Here is a 20569-nt window from a genome sequence, read left to right as displayed (position 1 = left end):
GCGTATGGAGCGTGTCGATGTCAAGGGAAGGCCCTACCTGTTCATTGCAAACAACAACATGCCATTGGCAATCTTTAGATTGGATTAAAATACCGTTTTTACAAATTAATGATGGTGATGATCGATATCATCATTGCTTTTGAATGGAGCTTTTGGTAAGTTTAGTGTTTGAATGTTTTCTCCTTCAGTAATTTTTATTGTTTGGTTTACTTTTATGTTTTCGTAGATACTTATTTCCTTTGAAAAATGAGGCCATTTAATTTCCATTTTTTTGATGATCGAAGCTTTTCCTAAACCTATCTCTGCCATGATACTATTGCCTCCAAAACTGGCATCAGTACCTACAGAGTGATAGATATTTCTCTTCTTGCCATGTTCTTCTATGGTTATAATAATTTTTGCTCCCATGGCTAAGCGATTGCTTCGTTTTCCTTCTAGAATAATATTAATCCAATTATTTTTATTTCCTATAGGGTTTTCAAAAAGTAAATTTCCAAATACATCGCCTTCAAAGGCACCGCCCATAACGGCATATATATCTTGATCTCCATCTAAATCTAAATCACCAAAGCCTATCGCATGGCCTTTTTGGATATGCCCAAAACCTGCACTATAAGTCACATCTTCAAATGTTTCACCATTAACATTATGGTACATTCTGTTTGGGACTATTGAGAAATAACTAGGGTCACCCGTTGCCAAATAGAAATCTAAAAAACCATCATTATCCAAATCCCCAAAATTACAGCCCATCGTAGCAATAGGTTCATTTAAGCCAACCTGTAAGGACATTTCTTTGAAGGTGCCGTTTCCATTATTTTTATATAAAAGCGGTCTGTAATCGTGAGAATTGTTCTTTATGTTTTTAATCATCATTTCAGAAGCAGGAATTATTGCAGAAGAATATCCAGACACAAAAATATCTTCAAAACCATCATTATCGTAATCAAAAATCCAAGTTGGAAAGCTTTCCACAGGATTGGAGACACCAGCTTCATTAGTCACTGCTTTAAATGAAGGTTTACCGGTTTCTTGGGTTGTATTAATATATAAAGTATTTGGGCCAGAATAGTTTGATAGGTAAAGGTCTGGATACATGTCGTTATTTAAATCCCCCGTTGCCACACCTTTGAAATAGCCCGTAGCAGTAATTCCAGCTTCAATGGCGATATTTTTAAACGTACCATCGGCCTGATTTAAATACAGTTCGCATGGACTTATTTGATTTTGCGACCATTCGTTGGCAATAAACAAATCCACCCATCCATCTAAATTAATATCTGTCCATACAGCGGTTTGGGTAGGATTTAAGGAATAAACTCCAGCCTCCATAGTGACATCAGTAAAAGTGCCATCGCCATTATTTCGCATCAACGAATTGGGAATAGCGCCATTAATATTAAGCCAAGCGCCACGTAAAATAATAAAATCCAGATGCCCGTCATTATTGTAATCGGTATGTCTTATATTTAATCCGCCAGTAACGCCTTTTAATCCTGCATCAAAAGTTTTATTTATAAAACCACCATTTTTATCATTTTCAAAGTATTTAATTTGGTCGCTAAAACCCCAAGAAGAAGCCATGATATCTAAATAACCATCCCCGTTAAAATCGCCCAGACAGGTTCCCCCTGCATTTTGTTTGTCATCAACCCCTAAATTCATGGCAATGTCTGTAAAATGAGGAAAATCAGCCGAACTTAAAAAATAAGCCTCTGGTATTCTAAATTCCTCTGGAACCTTTGCAGGATATTGTCCTATGGTCATGTGCGCAATATTCAGTAAATATTGGCATTCATAATCATTAGGATTTTGAGTAAGTAATTCGTTAAGCAAAATAATAGCTTGTTCAGACCCTTCTTTTAAAATATGCTGTGCCTTTGCGCTTATTGGAATAATGCAAGATTCATTAGTGTGATTGACAAGACAATTATCTTGTTCTCCTTTTCTCATGTATGCAATAGCTAATTCCCTTTTAATAATAAAAATTGTATTTGCTTTTGAGCTTATATCAGCAGCTTCAATAGTAGCCAATACTTCTTTTAAGGTGGTGATGGATTCTTCTGTTTTTCCAGCATTGAGGAGTTCTCTACCATATTTAAATAATAAATTAATTCTTTTGTTGCCTTTCAGACCCTCAAGCTCACTGGCTAAACTGGCAACTTTCTTACTACTTAAAATGATTGGAACAGTACTAAGGTTTATTTGAGAAACCGCAAATTGCACATGTTTAATCATCTCTTTGGTTTGTGCATCTGCTTCACCAGGAGTGCGATTGGGCACCGTAAATGCTACAGGTTTAAAACTATAATCCTTTTTGGATTTTGAACAACTTGAAAATTGTAAAACAATTGATAGACAAAATAATAGGAACAAATATTTTTTAAAAGAAAAGCACATGTTTAGGTTAGCAGTTTTTTAGTTTAGTGAAAAACGAAGGTATCTTTTTTTTTCTTCTTAATCAAAATTTATGAACCCGTGTTTTATTTACGCAATAGTTTTATTTTTACAGGATTATTTTTTTGGTATGCAACAAATCACAAACACTATTTTAATGGTTCGTCCAGTGAATTTTAGGATGAACGAACAAACGGCGGTAAATAATTACTATCAGAAAGCATTGGATACTCTATTGCCAGAAGCTGTTAATGCTAAAGCACAAAAGGAGTTTGATGATTATGTTGCCAAACTAAGGGCTATTGGAGTTCATGTGATAGTGGTTGATGATACCTTAGAGACCGATACCCCAGATGCTGTTTTTCCTAATAATTGGATATCATTTCATGAAAGTGGAACTGTTGCTTTGTACCCGATGTTTGCCGAAAACAGACGTTTAGAGCGTCGAGCTGATATTTTAGATATATTGGAAAGCCATGGTTTTACAATTAATAATGTTATAGATTATACAAGTGCAGAAGAAGAACATGTGTTTTTAGAAGGTACAGGAAGTATTATTTTAGATAGAGTGAACCAAAAAGCCTATTGCGCTCTATCCCCTCGTGCGGATGAAGAGTTGTTCATCGAATTTTGTGAAGATTTTGAATATACCCCCGTTATTTTTAGTGCCAACCAAACAATAAACGGACAGCGAAAAGCCATTTATCATACCAATGTTATGATGTGTATTGGAGATACTTTTGCAGTAGTCTGCTTAGATTGTATTGACGATAAATCTGAACGAAAAAATGTTGTAAACCATTTAAAGCAAGATGGTAAAGACATAATAGCAATAACAGAGCACCAAGTAATCAATTTTGCTGGGAATATGCTTCAAGTTAAGGGGGAAGATGATAAACCTTATCTAGTTATGAGTCAGACGGCCTATAGTTCATTAACAAAAAATCAAATAGAAACACTTAAAAAGCATACAGGTATTTTAACGAGTTCTTTAGATACTATTGAGGCTTGTGGCGGTGGTAGTGCGCGTTGTATGATGGCAGAAGTGTTTTTGCCTAAAGTGTGATTAAGCTGCTGTTGGTTTAGATTTTGGTAATTGTACATAAAAAGTGCTACCCACATTAACAGTGCTTTCCACCCAAATTTTACCGCTATTTAATTCTACCAGTTCCTTACATATTGATAATCCTAAACCAGTTCCTTTTTCATTGTTGGTTCCAACTGTGGTAAATGAATTGTTTTTGAAAAGTTTTTCAATATTTTGTCTGGAAATTCCAATACCTGTATCGGCCACACTAATAATGCAATGGCCATTACTTATATGGTTTGAAATGGTAATTTTGTCACCTTTTTTAGAAAATTTTAATGCGTTGGCAAGTAAATTTTGAATCACAATTTCTATCATACTTCTATCGGCATAAGCAAAATCCCTTAAAGTATGGTCCACCAATTCAATGCCCTTACTTTCTAGACGTTGCTCAACAAGTTTTACTTTATCTTCAAACACTTCTTGAACATCAAATAAACTAGGATTTGGTTTGAGTGATTGCATTTGGGATTTAGACCAGTTCAATAAATTGAATAATAATAAAGATGCGTTATTGGCATTTTCACTTAACTCTGGGATTAAATTATCAAATTCAGCCCTAGTTAAAGATCCGTCTTTCAGTAAATCAATAAAACTATTAATAGAAGATAGTGAATCTTTTAAATCGTGCGAAATGATAGAAAATAATTTATCTTTAACATTATTAACATTTTCTAGGTGTTTGGTTTGCTCCTGAAATGCTTCATTTTGTAATTCTATCTTAATGTTTTTTTCTTCTAATTCTTGGGCATATTTTAAACTGCTATTACGTTTCAAATAAATTAAAATTAAAAACGTAGAAACGATAGCTAAGGCAGCGAGCAAGGCATAAAAAATTAATTGGAGTCTATCAAAATCCTTTTTGGTTTCTGCATTTTCTTTGTTGCCTGTAACGTTATTTTGTTCGGGAGAGTTCTCATCAAAATTTAAGCTCAAATCCAATTCTGAACGATCAATAGTTTCATCCTGAATGGAACCATTGCTATTTGTTAGGTTGCTTTTTAAATCATAATACTTTCGTTGCCATACAAATGCCTTATCAAATCTGTTTCTAATAGAGTCTAAGGTTTTCATTAGTTTGTAATGCCTTAATAACTCTATTTCATTGTTTATGTCTTCAGCAATATCGCCAGCCTCCAAAAGTTGTACTTCAGCAATTGCTAATTTGTTTTGCTGCAAGTTCAAGTTGCCTAGATTTATTAAAGACGTTAACAGACCATCCTTGTTATTTATTCGCCTATTGATATTTAATCCTTCTTCAAGATATCTATTGGCATTATCATAATCATTAAACTGTAAATATTCACCACCTAATTTTGGGTAAATAACACTTTGTATGGAATCGTTATTCGTTGGGTTGTTGACCAAAACTTTTTCATAGTAATCAATGGATTTTCTATGTTCTTTCTTCATTGAATAAAGTTCGGCTAGTCGGCTATTGGATATATCAGTTCCTTTCTTATCGTTTAATTGTTGTTCTACCTGTAATGCTTTTAAATAGAACTCTATAGAGTTATCATAATCTTTAATGTTATAATAGGCTTTCGCTAAATTGTTATAAGCTAGTCGTAAATCGTTCTTAAGACGTCTTTTTTCAAGTTCTCTAATTGCAGAAAGGGAGTATTGAAGTCCTTTGGCATAATTGCCTCTTTTAATTTCTATTAGGCCAATGCTATTGTTAACTTTTGCAATGCCTAAAGTGTCCTTTAATTGATTGAATATATCTTTAGATTTTGTATAACCATCAATGGCATTGATATAATCATTTTTCTGGGCATAAATTAATGATTTGTAATAGGTGATTTCTGCAATGCCTTTTTTGTAATCTAATGTGTACGAAAGTTTTTCACTTTCAATAATGTACTTTAAGGCCCTGTCATAATCATTGATTTCATAAAGCTTTTCAATAAGTTTAAGCGATGTATTAACTTTTGAAGTATCGGCATTTTGAAACGCTAATTGTATGGATATACTATCTATGTCCGAGTTTTGAGAAAAACCAGATTTTAAGAAACATATAAAAATAATTAAAGTAATTATTTTCCTCATACAATTATTATAATGCGCTTGAAACCCATTATTAAGCAACATCTAGTTGAGGGAAACTAAGATGTTTTTTTATTGAACTTTTGTTTGGTTGTTGACGTAAAAAAAAATTCAATTTTATTTTGAGTAATAGCTTTACATAACAAAAGTTGAAAAAAGCTGAGTTAAAATCTAATTTTGGCGTTTTAATACCAAAAAATTAGATAAAGAGTTGTTCCTTTTTTTTTAGAAAAACCGATGAATAGACGAACTGCAAAAAACATAGAAAAACAGTAATTAATCGTTGAAATATCGTTAAAACTTTAATGATTTCTATAAGAGCTTTTTAGGGCTAAAGAGGAGTTTATTTCATGTAATTAATTCTTGATATTTGGTATTTTGGTTTGTGTTACAAGTCTATGCATTTTTGCAATAAAGCTTTAATAAAAGTTTTATCTTTGTTCACCAAAAAAATACCATTAATGAGCCTTCAAGAGACTTTATCAAATCAAGTAAAGCAAGCCGTTTTAACATCCTTTAATGTTGAATTGGAATCTGTAGAATTTCAAGCCACTAGAAAAGAATTTGCAGGAGATATAACTATTGTTGTTTTCCCCATGTTGCGCGTTGTAAAAGGTAATCCTGTGCAAATAGGTGAAACAATCGGTAATTATTTGGTTGAAAATGTAGAAGACGTTAAGGCTTTCAATGTTGTAAAAGGTTTCTTAAATGTTGAAATAAGTGATGCTTATTATCTTAATTTTTTCAATGCAATAAAGCATGATGAAAGCTATGGATTTGTAACGCCAAATCCAAAAGGAAAAGCCATTATGGTGGAGTATTCTTCACCCAATACTAATAAACCGTTGCATTTGGGACATGTGAGAAACAATTTGTTAGGCTACAGTGTTGCTGAAATATTAAAAGCTTCAGGCAAAAAAGTTTATAAGACACAAATTATAAATGATAGAGGTATTCATATTTGTAAAAGTATGTTGGCATGGAAACGTTTTGGCAATGACGAAACTCCGGAAAATACTGGATTAAAAGGGGATAAATTGGTTGGTAATTATTATGTAAAATTCGACCAAGAATATAAAAATGAAATAAGTACTTTAATAAATGATGGAAAATCAGAAGAAGAAGCAAAAAAAAGTGCGCCAATCATATTAGAAGCCCAAGAAATGCTTCAAAAATGGGAAGCAGGCGATAAAGACGTTGTGGAACTTTGGAAAAAAATGAATGGTTGGGTGTATGAAGGTTTTGCCGAAACTTATAAAAATTTAGGAGTCGATTTTGATACCTTATATTATGAAAGTGATACCTATTTATTAGGGAAGGAATTTGTGGTTGAAGGATTAAAATCAGGTGTTTTTGTTCAAGAGGGAGATGGATCGGTTTGGTGCGATTTAACCGAAGATGGATTGGATAAAAAAATAGTGCAACGTTCTGATGGAACGGCTGTGTATATGACGCAAGATATAGGGACCGCCATACAGCGTATTAAAGATTTTCCAGATGTTGGTGGGATGGTATATACTGTTGGAAATGAGCAAGATTACCATTTTCAGGTGCTGTTTTTGATTTTGAAAAAACTAGGCTTTGATTGGGCAAAAAACTTATATCATTTAAGTTATGGTATGGTTGATTTACCTAGCGGAAAAATGAAAAGTAGGGAAGGTACTGTTGTGGATGCCGATGATTTAATTACTGAAATGGCAACGACCGCTAAAGAAATCTCTGAAGAATTAGGGAAATTAGATGGTTATTCAGATTCTGAAAAACAAGACTTATATAAAATGATAGGCTTGGGTGCGTTGAAGTATTACGTGTTAAAAGTAGATCCTAAGAAACGTATTTTGTTCGACCCCAAAGAGTCGATAGATTTTCAAGGAAATACAGGGCCGTTTATTCAATATACCTATGCCAGAATTCAAGCTATTTTAAGGAAAACAGATTTTGATTTGTCCGCAACCATTGAATTGCCATTACACGAAAAGGAAAAGGAATTATTAAAACAATTAGAGCTATTTCCAGAAGTCATTCAAAATGCGGCATTACAACACAGTCCGGCCTTGGTAGCTAATTATACTTATGAATTGGTTAAGGAATTCAATTCATTCTACCAAAACGTTTCTATTTTGGGGGCAGATAGCTTAAACGAAAAAATATTTAGAGTGCAACTCTCTAAAAAAGTAGCATCCACTATTAAAATGGCTTTCCATGTTTTAGGCATTCAAGTTCCAGAGAGAATGTAGTTTTTTATTTTAAAACAATTTAGATTTATTCGAGAATAAGAATAATTAAATTTCCAACTTCAATTTATCTACTATTAACTGTGGGTTCATAGGTTTAAATTACCCAAGCAATGAGGTAATTACTGACTGTTGTACGGTTTGAAATCATAAAAACTGTTAAATATGTAATAAAAGTAGGTATGTAAATATCAGATAATGTATTTTTAGAAGCGATTTCTGAAACCAACAGATAACTAAATAATAAACACCACAAACACATTAAACTAATGAAAAAAATATTACCTCTATTAATTCTTGTTGTCACTATCACCCTTAGTTCTTGCAGTAAAAAAAGAGAAGGAGATCCAAAGGTATTAGTGTTTTCTAAAACAGCGGGATTTGTACATGCCTCCATTCCAGCGGGTATCGCAGCCATTCAAAAATTAGGTAGTGAAAATGGTTTTGTAGTTGATACTACAACAAATGCAGAGTTATTTAATGAAGATAATCTAAAACAATATTCGGCTGTTATTTTCTTGAGTACTACTGGTAATGTTCTAGACCATTATCAAGAAGCGGCTTTCGAGCGTTATATACAAGCAGGAGGTGGTTTTGTAGGGATACATGCAGCAACTGATACCGAATACGATTGGGGTTGGTATAATAAATTAGTGGGGGCTTATTTTTTAAGTCATCCACGAGGTACTCCAGAAGCGGATTTTATCATAAAAGATAAAAATTTTATAGCAACCGAGTTTTTTACTGATACCATTTGGCATCGTACCGATGAATTGTACAACTACAAAAAAATAAATCCTGATGTCAATGTATTGATAACTTTGGATGAATCAACTTATGAAGGTGGTATGAATGGCGATTTTCATCCGATTGCTTGGTACCACGATTTTGATGGTGGTAGAGCATTCTACACTGGTGGCGGACATACAGATGAAAGTTTTTCAGAAGATTTATTCTTAAAACATATTTTAGGAGGTATTAAATATGCTATTGGAGAAAATGAAAATTTAAATTATAAAAAAGCTAAGTCTCAAATTCCGCCCGCGGCAGATCGTTTTTCGAAAGTGATGCTGACAGAAGGAAAGTTTTTCGAGCCTACTGAAATGACTGTTCTTCCAAATAACGACGTGCTTATTTCACAAAGAAGAGGGGAAATCATGCTCTATAAAGCTGATACAAAAGAACTTAAAGAAGTAGCAAAATTAGATGTTTATTTCAGTTCAACCGCTCCGGGCGTTAATGCCGAAGAAGGTGTTTTAGGTTTGCAAAAGGATCCAGATTTCGCAAAAAATAATTGGGTGTATGTATACTATTCACCAACAGGAACTGAAAGTGTCAATAGATTATCGCGTTTCAAGTTTAAGAATGATGTATTCGATCTAGCTTCTGAACAAGTTATTTTAGATGTTGCCAGTCAACGTGACATTTGTTGCCATACAGGTGGTTCTATTGCTTTTGGACCAAATGGATTGCTATATGTTTCAACTGGTGACAATTCAACACCATTCAACGAAAGAGAAGCTAAATATGTTAATAATGGTTATGCACCATTAAATGATTCTCCAGGACGTGAGCAGTATGATGCTAGAAGATCTTCGGGTAATACGAATGATTTAAGAGGTAAAATATTAAGAATAAAAGTGAATGAAGACGGTAGTTACGATATTCCTGAAGGCAATTTATTCCCAAAAGGCACTTCAAAAACAAGACCAGAAATTTATACCATGGGTCACCGTAATCCGTATCGTATCTCTATAGATATGAAGCGAAATTATTTGTATTGGGGCGATGTGGGTCCAGATTCAAGAGCCGATAGCTTAAAAACACGTGGGCCTAGAGGATATGATGAAGTAAATCAAGCACAAAAAGCTGGTAATTACGGATGGCCATTTTTTATTGCAGACAATAAACCTTATGTGGATTATAGTTATGAAACTGGAAAATCCGGAGAACCTTTTAATCCAGAGAAACCGATCAATAATTCCAGAAATAATACGGGTTTAACAGAGCTTCCAAGTGCTCAGTCAGCATTTATTTTTTATGATTATGGAAATTCAGCCGATTTCCCACAAACAACCTCTGGTGGGAGAAATGCCATGGCTGGCCCTACGTATTATTCAGATATGTATCAAGGCACCGAAAAATTACCGAGCTATTATGATGGCAAACCTATAGTGTATGATTGGGTTCGCGGGTGGATGTTTGCCGTACATTTAAATGAGGATGGTAGTTTTAGTAAAATGGAGCCTTTCGCATCGGATATTAAATTAAATGCTTTAATAGATATTGAAGTTGGTCCTGATGGACGTGTTTATTTGTTGGAATACGGAAATGGTTGGTTTTCGCAAAATGCGGATTCTGGTTTAAGTTATATTCAGTATAAAGAAGGTAACAGACCGCCAGTAATTGATGGGATATCAGTTGATGTGAACAACGGAAAATTACCATTAACAGTCACCGTAAAGGTAGAAGCTAGAGAGCGCGAGAAAGATCCAATGACTTTTACATGGAATTTAGGAAATGGAGAAACCAAAGAAACTAAAGAGCCTGAATTAAAATACACATATACTAAAGCGGGAGACTATAAAATTACAGTAGAGGTTAAAGACGATAAGGGAGAAACTGCTACAAGTGAATCTGTATTGGTTGTTGCAGGTAACTCTAGACCAGAGGTAAGCATAGAGATTATTGGTGGCAACAGTTCATTCTTTTTACCAGGAAGCCAAATAGAGTACAATGCTACTGTAACCGATGCTGATGGTAACGAAAAAATAGTAAATGATAATATTTTTGTCAGTGTAGATTATCTAGAGCAAATTGATAATGAAGAGGAATATCTAGGTCACCAAGAAGCATCTGCCTCAGCTACAGGCAAAGCATTAACACAATCCATGGATTGTAAAGCTTGCCATAAAGAAGCCGAAAAATCCATTGGGCCTTCCTATATAGAGGTTGCGCAGAAATACAAGAATAAAAGCGGTGCCATGACTTATTTACAAGGTAAAATTGAATCTGGTGGTTCAGGTGTTTGGGGTGAAGTCATGATGCCTGCACATCCTAATATGACGAAAGAGGAATCCAGACAAATAGTATCTTATATTATGGCATTGGCTGATGATGGTGCTAAAAACCAATCATTGCCAGCTCAAGGTAAAGTGAAAGCTGAACCAAAAAATCCTGCGCAATTAATGCGAATCACAGCAACTTACACCGATGAGGGCGAAGAAGGAGCGATTCCGTTGATAGGTACCAAATCGGTTATATTACCTAGTAGCACTATTGCTTTTAAAGAAGATATGAAAAAAGAAGGCGTTGGTGTTAGAAACTTTAACGGTGGTGCTATGGCTATTTTAGACCAGGCTAAAGGTTGGTTCGCCATGGATAATATCGATTTAACAGGTGTTAAATCAGTGTCATTAAACGCTCGCTTTTTTAGGCAACCACCAAAAGCCCAATATAGTTTTGAAGTACGATTAAATGCACCAGATGGCCCTATAATAGGCAGAGGTTCTATGCCAAAACCAAAAGAAGGGGAGCGTAACGTCATGATTAATGTGCCACTAAAAGCCCAAGCAGGAAGTGCTAGTTTATATATAATATATTCGGCACCTGGAGTCACAGAGGAAGAGCCTTCTCAATTAATGCTATCAAACGCAAGCTTTAATTAGTATTGCTAGATTTATAAAATGAAAGCCCGCTTAAAGCGGGCTTTTTTATGCCGTATTTATAGGTTTTGATAGTGTGTTGAACTAAAATTATGCAACAAAATGAAAAAATAATGAAACAATTCTCAAAAAATAAATAAATAAGTTTGTTAAATGGATTTGCAATTCAAATCTAATTTAACATTCATTAATAGTTTATGAGTACACATAAAATAGAGACAATTCTTAAAGAACAATATGTGCCCAGTGCGGAGTTTTACAGCCAAATAATAGATAGTTTACAAGATTATTCCGTTTTCACAGTTGATAAAGAATTAAATATAAATAGTTGGAATTCGGGTGCCACAAAAATATTTAAATATAACACCGAAGACATTATAGGTAAACCATTTGAAACGATTTTTATAAAAGAAGATAAAGACAATGGCATCCCAAAACAAGAAATTGAAAGAGTTTCTAATACAGGAAAATCTAATGATACAAGATGGTACAAACGTAAAGATGGTACTAAATTCTATGCAGATGGTTTGGTATTTCCTTTAAAGAATGAAGATAATATTCTCATAGGGTATGTAAAAGTCTTGCGCGATATTACTGCTAGAAAAGCTTCAGAAGATGCAATAAAAAAATATGCCAAAGAATTGGAGGAGCTTAATGTGCATAAGGAAAACGTTCTAGCCATATTATCCCATGACTTAAGAAGTCCTCTTACAGGCATTATCCAAGGGGCTGAATATCTAAGAGCAAATTATGATATTTTGGAACCCACATTTGTTAAAGAATTGCTTGAAGAATTTCTTGCTGCTGTAGTAAATGAATTGAATATGCTAGACTATTTAGTGGAATGGGCTAGAATTAAATATGCCTCAGAGGCTTTTGTGCCTTCTAAAATTGATCTTTCACAATATGTAAAAAAAGTTTTTGAATACTTAAAAGACACCGCAGCTATAAAATCCATAAAGTTTAATAATAATATAGAGGCTGATACTCATGTATTTGCTGATGGAAAAATGATAATTTCAATACTTCAAAACCTAGTTTCCAATGCCATTAAGTTTTCATATGTGAGTGGAGAAATTACTTTATCAGCTAGGAAAAGAGAGGATATGATTCTTATAGAAGTAAAGGACACTGGCATAGGTATATCAGAAGAAACGCAAAAAAAGCTCTTTATACCTCAAGTTAAACTTGCCAAAGCTGTAGAGGAAAATAAAGGTGCGGGTATAGGTCTTTTGCTAGCAAAAGGATTTATAGAAAAAAATGATGGGATTATATGGGTTGAAAGTACGGAAGGTAAAGGATCTTCCTTTTATTTTACTTTGCCATTAAATAAACCTATAAATAGAACAGCCATTTTGAAAAATATACAAACTGTTGAAAGTATATAAAATATCTTTTTAAAGTTGACAATTTATAGAATGAGAAGTCCTATTTTTTGTTTGTCTTGTGAGTGATAAGCTGAATGTTTAAGATAATATTCGAGAATGCAATCAGCAAAAAAAATATAGGTATGTATGGGGGCTTAATTTTAAGTGGTAAAACATCCGAGTGAACATTTGGATGTAAGTGAACGTAAACCCCCGTTAACATCATTACTATAATTATGAAAAAAGAAATATTTGTGAGTTGATAGTATGCTTTAGTTGGTATTTTTTGTTTATTAATTAAACATAAAAAGAGTGTTAATCCAACAGCAATCTCTCCCAAGATGCCCATAGCATATGATAGCTGTCCTAGTCCACTGTTAGTTATTTGAACACTGTACCAACCTTTAAATGGATTTACAAATTTGAGAATGCCAAACATAAACATTGAAATGGCTAAAAACCAAGAAGTTATTTTGTTGTATGTCATTTGATTAATGGTTTAAGTTCCGAGATAGATTAATGGTCTCCAATATTTAGTTTTTGACACATTGCTATATTTATATATGAAACATGAATTAAAAAGGATAATCATACTATTTCTTTTTAAAATCATACTTTGCTCATTTATTTTAATGCAAAAATGATACTAAAAAGTAAGAGAATATTGGATATAAAGTCCAAAAAATGGGAAATGAGGCTCACATATCTACTTCGCCACGTGGCTTTTTCGGTATTTCGAGGGAGTTAAAAGGTACTTCTGTTTAAATAATTTTGTAAAATGGGAAGTGTCGCTAAATCCAACTTCGTAACATATTTCACTCACAGAAAAATCAGTTGTAATTAATAAGTCATTGGCTTTTAAAAGTTTTTGCTCTTTAATATAGTTCGCTGGGGTGTCTTGGAAATAATTTTCAAAATCTCTCTTAAATGCAGATAAACTACGACCCGAAAGTGTTGCCAATTCAGTTACAGTAAGGTTGGAAAAAAGATGTGTTAGAATGACTTCATTTAAACTTGCTTGCCTTGGAGTAAAAAGATGGGAAAATAAGCTAAGAATGTTTTCCGCATTGTTGGTCTGAAGTAATAATAATATAAGTTCTTTTATTTTAAGCTTTAGTAAATCATCATTGACCATGGTGGGATTTTGAAAGTAGAAATCGAGACTTTCAATGAAATGAATTATAATGGCAGTACTTTCGATTTTTTTAGCAAAGTGTTTTTTGCCATTTGGTTTAATAAAGCTTGGAATTTCATCTTTGTATAATTCTTTTAGAATATCACTATGAAGATGAATCGCAAAAATTTCGCAATGTTGGATTTTTGAATTTTGTATTAAGTCTGCAAAATAATTACCGCATTTCAGTAATACGCTTTCTGAAACAGAAACATCCAATTTTTCGGTTGGGGATTTGAAAATACTTTCTCCTTGCTTGACATATAAATAACAGGCTTCATTTTCGAAAATGGCACCATACGTAAATGGTGTCTTAATGAGTAATTTCTCAATGACACATTTTTTGTTTAAATCAAAATGTTTTCGGTTAATTATCATTTATTATTTCTAGCAGACCGGTGCTTTCACTATCATTAAACGAATGTAGTTGAATTCATTTTTAAAATAAAATTTTTCATAAAAAACAAAAGCCACTTGTTTAACTAAACAAGTGGCTTTCATAAAAAAATAGTTATTTGTTAGTCAGCTTTAAAATTCCATTTAGAATTGTCACTGTTCATATCAAATTCACCCAATGTTGGTGTGCTATCTCCAATAGATATTAACGCTAACTTTTTGTTTGAATTTGGAACGACCTTAGGCATGATTCTATAAGTGCCATCAGTCAATTGGTCGATGCGCCATAGTTGTTCTGGTGCACCCGTAAATTTTGGAACCGTTACTAATTCGGCATCAGCTGTTGCTGCTAACGCACGTTCTGTTCCGGCAATGATTATTTTATATGATGGAGTGCCAAAAAATCCACTTGCTTCAGGAACCGCAGTAATGGTCCATTTTTGATGCGGACGTCCTATATAATCTCCTATTCTAACATTGATATTTCCAGTTGGCCAGGTATTAATCACATCCGATAATTGTTGGGATGGAACGGGTACTATTGGCTCGTTTGCAGCAGCAGCACCAAATCCACGTGCTGTACGTGGCATTCTAACAAAATCAACTACCAATTCTAAACCATAACCACGTCTTTCAGATTCGATTTCATAAGTGCCATCTTTAATATTCTCACCAGCAACCGGCCATCCATTTTTCCATAATAATGGTTTTATGGCTAATACGCTACGGCCGCCTTGATCTAAATCTGCTTCATAATGTAAAGACACTTTTTCAACACCATCTTCAAGAACCGTACGTCCGAAGTGTCCAGCACCATTCACTCTTCCTCCACCAGATGATATTACCATTTTCCCGCCACCTCTTAACATGTCTCTTCCCATATTATCAAGATAAGGGCCTGTTACTTTTTTGGAACGCCCAACAACAATGTTATAAGTTGAGTTTGAGCCATCACAGCAAGTTCCGTGTGTTCCAAGAAGATAGTACCATCCGTCACGATACTCCAAATCGGTAGCTTCACAATCAATAGCGATGTCTAATGCTTCATTACCTTTTACACGATCTCCTGTTTTAGGGTCAAGTTCAATAAGGCGAATGTTTCCAAAATAGGTTCCGTATGATAGCCAAAGGCGTCCATCGGTTGGGTCTAGTAAAAGTCCTGGATCGATGGCGTCATTGTCTTCCATATTCTTAGATTCTGCAACTACAATAGGTTCGGTATATTTAAAATCTGGAGAGTTTGGGTCAAGTGTTTTATTCCACATGGTATTTATTTTACCATCATGTCCACCACCCAATCCGCCACCAGTAGAACCATAGGCAATAAGGTAACGATCACCAATTTTTATGGCATCAGGGGCAGCTCCACCACCCGGCCTTACGCCACCACCATTCCATGTCCATCCATCTTCGGATATTAATCCCCCCGAGCCTGTGCCAAATGTATAATACTTACCATCACTTTCCATAATGGTTGATGGATCATGAATGAAGGGTTTTCCAATTTGTGCCATTAATGTACCGGTTGCCGATACGAATAACATGGCTGTTATGCTTATTTTTTTAATACTTAATTTCATCAGTAAATAATTTTTTATAATTGATATTGAATAGGAACTAATTCTATTCATAACTAATTGTAATGCCTTTTATAGGTTCTCCTTTTTCATCAAGAAAGCGTACACAAAAATCACTCATTCCAGGACCGTTAATGACTGCCCCACGAATGATGTTTTTTCCTTTGTTAAGTGTTAAGCGGGTAGAAACAACATCATCCATCACCATACGCCTGTCGCCAGAAAGTAGTGCCGCTTCTTTACCATTCACCCACCACATGGATGCTGAATTAGAACCTACGGCCATTCTAACATTTTTCATTTCTTCTGGACTGTTAACGACTGTTACTGCCCAAAACAGAACACCATAAATCTGTTTATCTAACCCGAAGGCGAAACGAAATAATTTCACATTGAAATTGGTGCTCTCCAATGCATGCCATTTTAGTTCTTGGTCTCCAACCTTTACTTTGTCCCCATGTTTTGGAATAATAGTAAATTGCTTAGGAAAATACAAGGTGTCGAATGTTTTTCTTAAATAACTATCTGTAAAGACAGTATTGCTGCGGTTAGGTTTGTTAATTGGTTCTAAGAGTAACCAACGTTGAATAAATCCATCAGCATCCGGAGTCATTTTTTTTGTTGTAGCCGGAATGAAGTAAGGAGCGATGCTTCGTGTAGTGTCAAGTTTGGTGGCATAATCAGCTTGTCTTTGAGCAAAAGCAGAACTATTTTGTAATAGCAATACTGCCAAAAATACAAGTCCCATCGCTGGTGACAATTTTTTGCGTTTAATGTTCATGGTTTTTTTAATTATTATTATAGTTGGTATTTGAAAAAGGAAGTATACTTCATTGTAAAAATACGAAAAAAAAATCCTCGTTTTTCATGACATTGATCATAATATTATAACTAAATAGTGATAGAGTTAGGGCATCTTTAGAATATAATGAGGCTTATGGGATATTCTCCAAATGAAAGAGATTCATTTGATAAATAATTTTAAATTTCAATAATGAATTGTTTATATTACATTTACATTGCCATTCCTGCGCAGGCAGGAATACATAGTAAAATACAATAGTTTTATTAATAAAATTCCTGCTTCAGCAGGTATGACAGAACAATTTGATATCACCAGCATCCATAGATTTAGTATTTGAAACCGCCCGTGTAGAGGAGGTCATTGGCGATTTTGTTCAGCTTAAAAAATCAGGCAGTAACTTTAAAGGTTTGAGTCCGTTTAGCGATGAGCGTTCCCCTAGTTTTATGGTATCGCCCGTAAAACAAATTTGGAAAGATTTTAGTAGCGGAAAAGGTGGCAACGTGGTTGCATTTTTAATGGAACACGAACATTTTACTTATCCTGAAGCTATTAAATATTTAGCTAAAAAATACAATCTAGAAATAGAAGAAACCGAGCAGAGCAACGAGCAAAAGGAACATGCCAACGAACGTGAAAGTTTGTATTTGGTAAATGAGTTTGCCAACACCTATTTTCAAAAAGTACTCCATAAAACCGACCAAGGAAAGTCTATTGGCTTCAGTTATTTTAAAGAGCGTGGTTTTACCGAAGATACTATTAAAAAGTTTGATTTAGGTTATTCGTTGGATTCTTGGCAAGCCTTTACAGATGAGGCTTTAAAACAAGGCTATAATATTGATTATTTAGAAAAGACCGGACTTACCATAGTTAAAGAAGATAAGCATTTTGATAGGTTTAAAGGACGTGTCATGTTTCCTATAAAAAGTATGAGCGGTCGTGTTTTGGGTTTTGGTGGTCGGATTTTGATTAATGATAAAAAAGCTGCTAAATATGTAAACTCGCCCGAAAGTGAAGTGTACCATAAAAGTAATGTGCTGTATGGTATTTTTCATGCTAAGCAAAGCATTGCCAAAGAAGATAATTGTTTTTTGGTGGAAGGTTATACTGATGTTATTCAATTTCACCAAAAAGGAATTAAAAATGTAGTAGCGTCTTCTGGTACGGCATTAACGGCGGAACAGATTAGATTAATAAATAGACTTACCAAAAATATAACCGTGTTGTTTGATGGCGATGCAGCAGGGATTCGAGCTTCCATTCGAGGCATCGATTTAATTTTAGAGCAAGGCATGAATGTTCGGGTGTGTACGTTTCCCGAAGGTGAAGATCCAGATAGTTTTGCTAAAAAAAACACTCTTGAAGAACTGTCGTTGTATCTTTATGAGAACGCCAAGGATTTTATCCAATTTAAGGCGTCTTTATTGTTTGAGGATTCCAAAAACGACCCCATAAAAAAAGCCGAAACGGTAAGGGATATTGTAAACAGCATTTCTAAAATTCCAGATCGTATTAAAAAAGAAATCTACATTCAAGAGTGCGCCAGAATCATGGACATTAGTGAGGAGGTTTTGTTTAGTACCTTAGCTCAAATTAATAAGAAAGATGTTCAAGAAGCCAATACGCATTATAAAGCAGAGCAAAAGGCATTTGATGTTATAAAAAATCAACAACCTGTTAAAAAGGTTGACGTTCAATATGTGTTGGAACGAAAAATTATAGAGGTGTTGTTGCTTTATGGAAACAAAACCGAAGATTTTGAGGATTTGGTTTTAAAGGAAAATGATAAAGGGGAATTGGTTTTAGAACCTGTTAAGCAAACCGCAAAAGTGTTTGAAAAAGTATTTTTAGATTTACAGGAAGATGAAATGGAATTTACAAATCCACAATTTAAAACCTTATACTATACCATTATTGATGCTTTAAATCAGGATCCCGATTTCGAACTTAAAACATTTATTAACATCGTAGATGCCGATATGGGTAATGAAATAACCACCATCTTAATGGAAGACGAGCGTTATAGCCTTGATAATTGGCAACGCATGAATATTTATCCAAAAGATAAATCCTCCAGCGTTGCCCAATTAGTCAGTGAAACCATTTTGAGTTTAAGATGTTTTTTAATAGAACAGAAAGTCATTGAATTTCAACAGGAAACGTTGAGAAATAAATCTGAAATTAACAGAAGTGTTCTCGAGGAAGTCAAAGACTATTCTGGACTAAAAATGCTTTTATCTAGAAAACTCAATAGGGTACTATGAGTCCATCAGCTTCGCTTGATTAACCAAATCAACCATATTGGTTACTTTTAGTTTTCTCATTAAGCGCGCTTTGTAGGTGCTCACTGTTTTCTCGTTAATGTTGAGTTCTTTTGAAACTTCCTTGTTTTTCTTTCCAATGGCTAAAAGTTTTAAAACTTCAGTTTCTCTAGTTGATAGTTTTTTGAAAAATGAACCAGATTTGTTAACTCTACTACCAAAAGCTAATTGTTGTGTTAACTCATTGCTTAAATAAACGCCGCCTTCATGTACCTTCATAAGGGCTTCGTTAATTGTAATGATGTTAACATTTTTAGAAATGTAGCCTAAAGCACCAGCTTTTATGGCATTTAAACCATAAACTTCTTCTGGTTGCGAGCTAAACATAACTGCTTTAACGTTTGGGTAGTCAGTTTTTAAATATCTTAAAACTGTTAACCCATTGAGTTTGGGTAAATCAATTTCAGACAAAATAATGTCTACTGATTCTTTTTTCAGGAATTCAAGTAGGTCGTCACCATTATCAACACTGCCAACAATTTTAATGTTAGAAGAGCTAGAAAATAGATGTTCAAGACCTTTCCTTACGATAGGGTGTGGATCTGCTATTAATAATTTTATCATAATTTTTTAGGTTTTAGATTGTCATGAATTTTTTATTGAGAGAAACATGACTAGAGAGAGTTTCCTAAGCGACAAATGTAAGAATTTTTTATATATACAGCAATAATTATAACATTTCTTTAAGAATATTACAAATAGGAATAGGAAGCATTTTGTGCTTGTTGGCGTTATTAAAACGCTTGTAAATTTTAAAGACCTCTTTTTCCCTTCCGGAAAAGTCTTCAGGGTTTTTACCTTTTTCATCCATGCCCATAGCCCATTCCAATTCTGGGTAGGAAGCCCCTATTTGCGCTTCATCACTTCTGGCATCTCCAAACAAGCCATCGCTAGGCGCAGCTTGTAATATAGAATCGGGTACTTCTAAATAAGTCCCAAGCTCATAAACTTGAGATTTTAACAAATCTGCAATCGGGCTTAAATCAACGCCGCCATCGCCATATTTGGTATAAAAACCAACACCAAAATCTTCAACTTTATTTCCTGTTCCTGCTACCAGTAATTTATAAAGTCCCGCATAATAATAAAGTGTGGTCATCCGCAAACGCGCTCTGGTATTTGCCAATGCCATATCTACGATTGCTTGATCGCCTTCAGAAATCATTTCAGCTTTAAAACCCTCAAAAACAGGTGTTAAATTAGCATGGATATCACTTACATTACTATATCTCTCTTTTAATTGTTTAATATGTTCTTGAGCTCTGGTTACATGACTTGGCGCTTGGTGTATGGGCATTTCCACACATAACACCTTTAATCCAGTCATTGCGCATAGTGAAGAGGTAACGGCAGAATCTATGCCGCCGGAAATTCCAATAACAAATCCGTTTACACTTGCTTTAGTAGCATAATCCTTTAACCAATTTACAATATGATTTGCAACTTTTTCTGTTTGCATATTAAATGAATTTAAATTCAAGAATAGTACATTTGTAAACAAAA

The 20569-nt window shown here is 34.2% G+C and carries 13 protein-coding genes; 5 read left to right on the top strand and 8 right to left on the bottom strand.

The annotated features are described in order from the left end of the window. Positions 1–105: 105 nt before the first annotated feature. Entirely contained in the window at positions 106–2283 is a 2178-nt protein-coding gene (locus CDH49_RS09315) for a CRTAC1 family protein (protein ID WP_162296715.1), read from the bottom strand. A gap of 244 nt (positions 2284–2527) precedes the next feature. On the opposite strand from CDH49_RS09315, the gene ctlX reads away from it, so the two are divergent. After that, positions 2528–3463: a citrulline utilization hydrolase CtlX gene (gene ctlX / locus CDH49_RS09310; protein WP_100615223.1), complete on the top strand. Its 936-nt coding sequence runs from the start codon at positions 2528–2530 to the stop codon at positions 3461–3463. Here the strand turns inward: ctlX and CDH49_RS09305 are convergent, their stop codons facing one another. Further along, positions 3464–5533 carry a tetratricopeptide repeat-containing sensor histidine kinase gene (locus tag CDH49_RS09305; RefSeq protein WP_100615222.1) on the bottom strand — a complete coding sequence of 690 codons (2070 nt, stop codon included), beginning with the start codon at positions 5531–5533 and terminating at the stop codon, positions 3464–3466. A gap of 458 nt (positions 5534–5991) precedes the next feature. On the opposite strand from CDH49_RS09305, the gene argS reads away from it, so the two are divergent. The 3 genes from argS to CDH49_RS09290 all read left to right on the top strand — a co-directional run bounded on the left by argS (position 5992) and on the right by CDH49_RS09290 (position 12817). Then, on the top strand, positions 5992–7767 hold the full coding sequence (argS, locus tag CDH49_RS09300) for an arginine--tRNA ligase (RefSeq protein WP_100615252.1): 1776 nt from the start codon (positions 5992–5994) through the stop codon (positions 7765–7767). Positions 7768–8033: 266 nt separating this feature from the next. After that, on the top strand, positions 8034–11432 hold the full coding sequence (locus CDH49_RS09295) for a ThuA domain-containing protein (RefSeq protein ID WP_100615221.1): 3399 nt from the start codon (positions 8034–8036) through the stop codon (positions 11430–11432). A gap of 194 nt (positions 11433–11626) precedes the next feature. Then, the gene (locus tag CDH49_RS09290; RefSeq protein WP_100615220.1) at positions 11627–12817 is read left to right on the top strand and encodes a PAS domain-containing sensor histidine kinase; all 1191 of its coding nucleotides are present in this window, start codon (positions 11627–11629) and stop codon (positions 12815–12817) included. Between the two features lie 40 nt (positions 12818–12857). Here the strand turns inward: CDH49_RS09290 and CDH49_RS09285 are convergent, their stop codons facing one another. The 4 genes from CDH49_RS09285 to CDH49_RS09270 form a co-directional block, all read right to left on the bottom strand. Then, positions 12858–13283, bottom strand: coding sequence for a hypothetical protein (locus CDH49_RS09285; RefSeq protein WP_193434725.1), 426 nt, complete (start codon positions 13281–13283; stop codon positions 12858–12860). 219 nt (positions 13284–13502) lie between these two features. Continuing rightward, on the bottom strand, positions 13503–14348 hold the full coding sequence (locus tag CDH49_RS09280) for a helix-turn-helix domain-containing protein (protein WP_100615219.1): 846 nt from the start codon (positions 14346–14348) through the stop codon (positions 13503–13505). A gap of 140 nt (positions 14349–14488) precedes the next feature. After that, positions 14489–15946, bottom strand: a complete 1458-nt coding sequence (locus tag CDH49_RS09275) for a family 43 glycosylhydrolase (protein WP_100615218.1) — start codon at positions 15944–15946, stop codon at positions 14489–14491. Positions 15947–15989: 43 nt separating this feature from the next. Beyond that, the gene (locus CDH49_RS09270) at positions 15990–16724 is read right to left on the bottom strand and encodes an acetylxylan esterase (RefSeq protein ID WP_100615217.1); all 735 of its coding nucleotides are present in this window, start codon (positions 16722–16724) and stop codon (positions 15990–15992) included. A gap of 326 nt (positions 16725–17050) precedes the next feature. Here CDH49_RS09270 and dnaG point away from each other — a divergent pair, with 326 nt between their 5' ends. Further along, complete coding sequence (dnaG, locus tag CDH49_RS09265; RefSeq protein ID WP_100615216.1) at positions 17051–19009, top strand: DNA primase; 1959 nt, start codon at positions 17051–17053, stop codon at positions 19007–19009. On the opposite strand, the gene CDH49_RS09260 is transcribed toward dnaG, so the two are convergent. Further along, complete coding sequence (locus CDH49_RS09260) at positions 19004–19630, bottom strand: response regulator (protein ID WP_100615215.1); 627 nt, start codon at positions 19628–19630, stop codon at positions 19004–19006. The two genes, dnaG and CDH49_RS09260, sit on opposite strands and share 6 nt — an antisense overlap. Positions 19631–19736: 106 nt before the next feature. Next, positions 19737–20525, bottom strand: a complete 789-nt coding sequence (nadE, locus tag CDH49_RS09255) for an NAD(+) synthase (protein ID WP_100615214.1) — start codon at positions 20523–20525, stop codon at positions 19737–19739. Positions 20526–20569: the final 44 nt, after the last annotated feature.

This window comes from Confluentibacter citreus (genome assembly GCF_002807055.1).
Taxonomy (GTDB): domain Bacteria; phylum Bacteroidota; class Bacteroidia; order Flavobacteriales; family Flavobacteriaceae; genus Confluentibacter; species Confluentibacter citreus.
This window is presented reverse-complemented; position numbering and strand designations above follow the sequence as displayed.

Coding starts and splice junctions, on each gene's coding strand:
- ctlX (WP_100615223.1), top strand. CDS start 2,528: ATGCAACAAATCACAAACACTATTTTAATGGTTCGTCCAGTGAATTTT.
- CDH49_RS09305 (WP_100615222.1), bottom strand. CDS start 5,533: ATGAGGAAAATAATTACTTTAATTATTTTTATATGTTTCTTAAAATCT.
- argS (WP_100615252.1), top strand. CDS start 5,992: ATGAGCCTTCAAGAGACTTTATCAAATCAAGTAAAGCAAGCCGTTTTA.
- CDH49_RS09295 (WP_100615221.1), top strand. CDS start 8,034: ATGAAAAAAATATTACCTCTATTAATTCTTGTTGTCACTATCACCCTT.
- CDH49_RS09290 (WP_100615220.1), top strand. CDS start 11,627: ATGAGTACACATAAAATAGAGACAATTCTTAAAGAACAATATGTGCCC.
- CDH49_RS09285 (WP_193434725.1), bottom strand. CDS start 13,283: ATGACATACAACAAAATAACTTCTTGGTTTTTAGCCATTTCAATGTTT.
- CDH49_RS09280 (WP_100615219.1), bottom strand. CDS start 14,348: ATGATAATTAACCGAAAACATTTTGATTTAAACAAAAAATGTGTCATT.
- CDH49_RS09275 (WP_100615218.1), bottom strand. CDS start 15,946: ATGAAATTAAGTATTAAAAAAATAAGCATAACAGCCATGTTATTCGTA.
- CDH49_RS09270 (WP_100615217.1), bottom strand. CDS start 16,724: ATGAACATTAAACGCAAAAAATTGTCACCAGCGATGGGACTTGTATTT.
- CDH49_RS09260 (WP_100615215.1), bottom strand. CDS start 19,630: ATGATAAAATTATTAATAGCAGATCCACACCCTATCGTAAGGAAAGGT.
- nadE (WP_100615214.1), bottom strand. CDS start 20,525: ATGCAAACAGAAAAAGTTGCAAATCATATTGTAAATTGGTTAAAGGAT.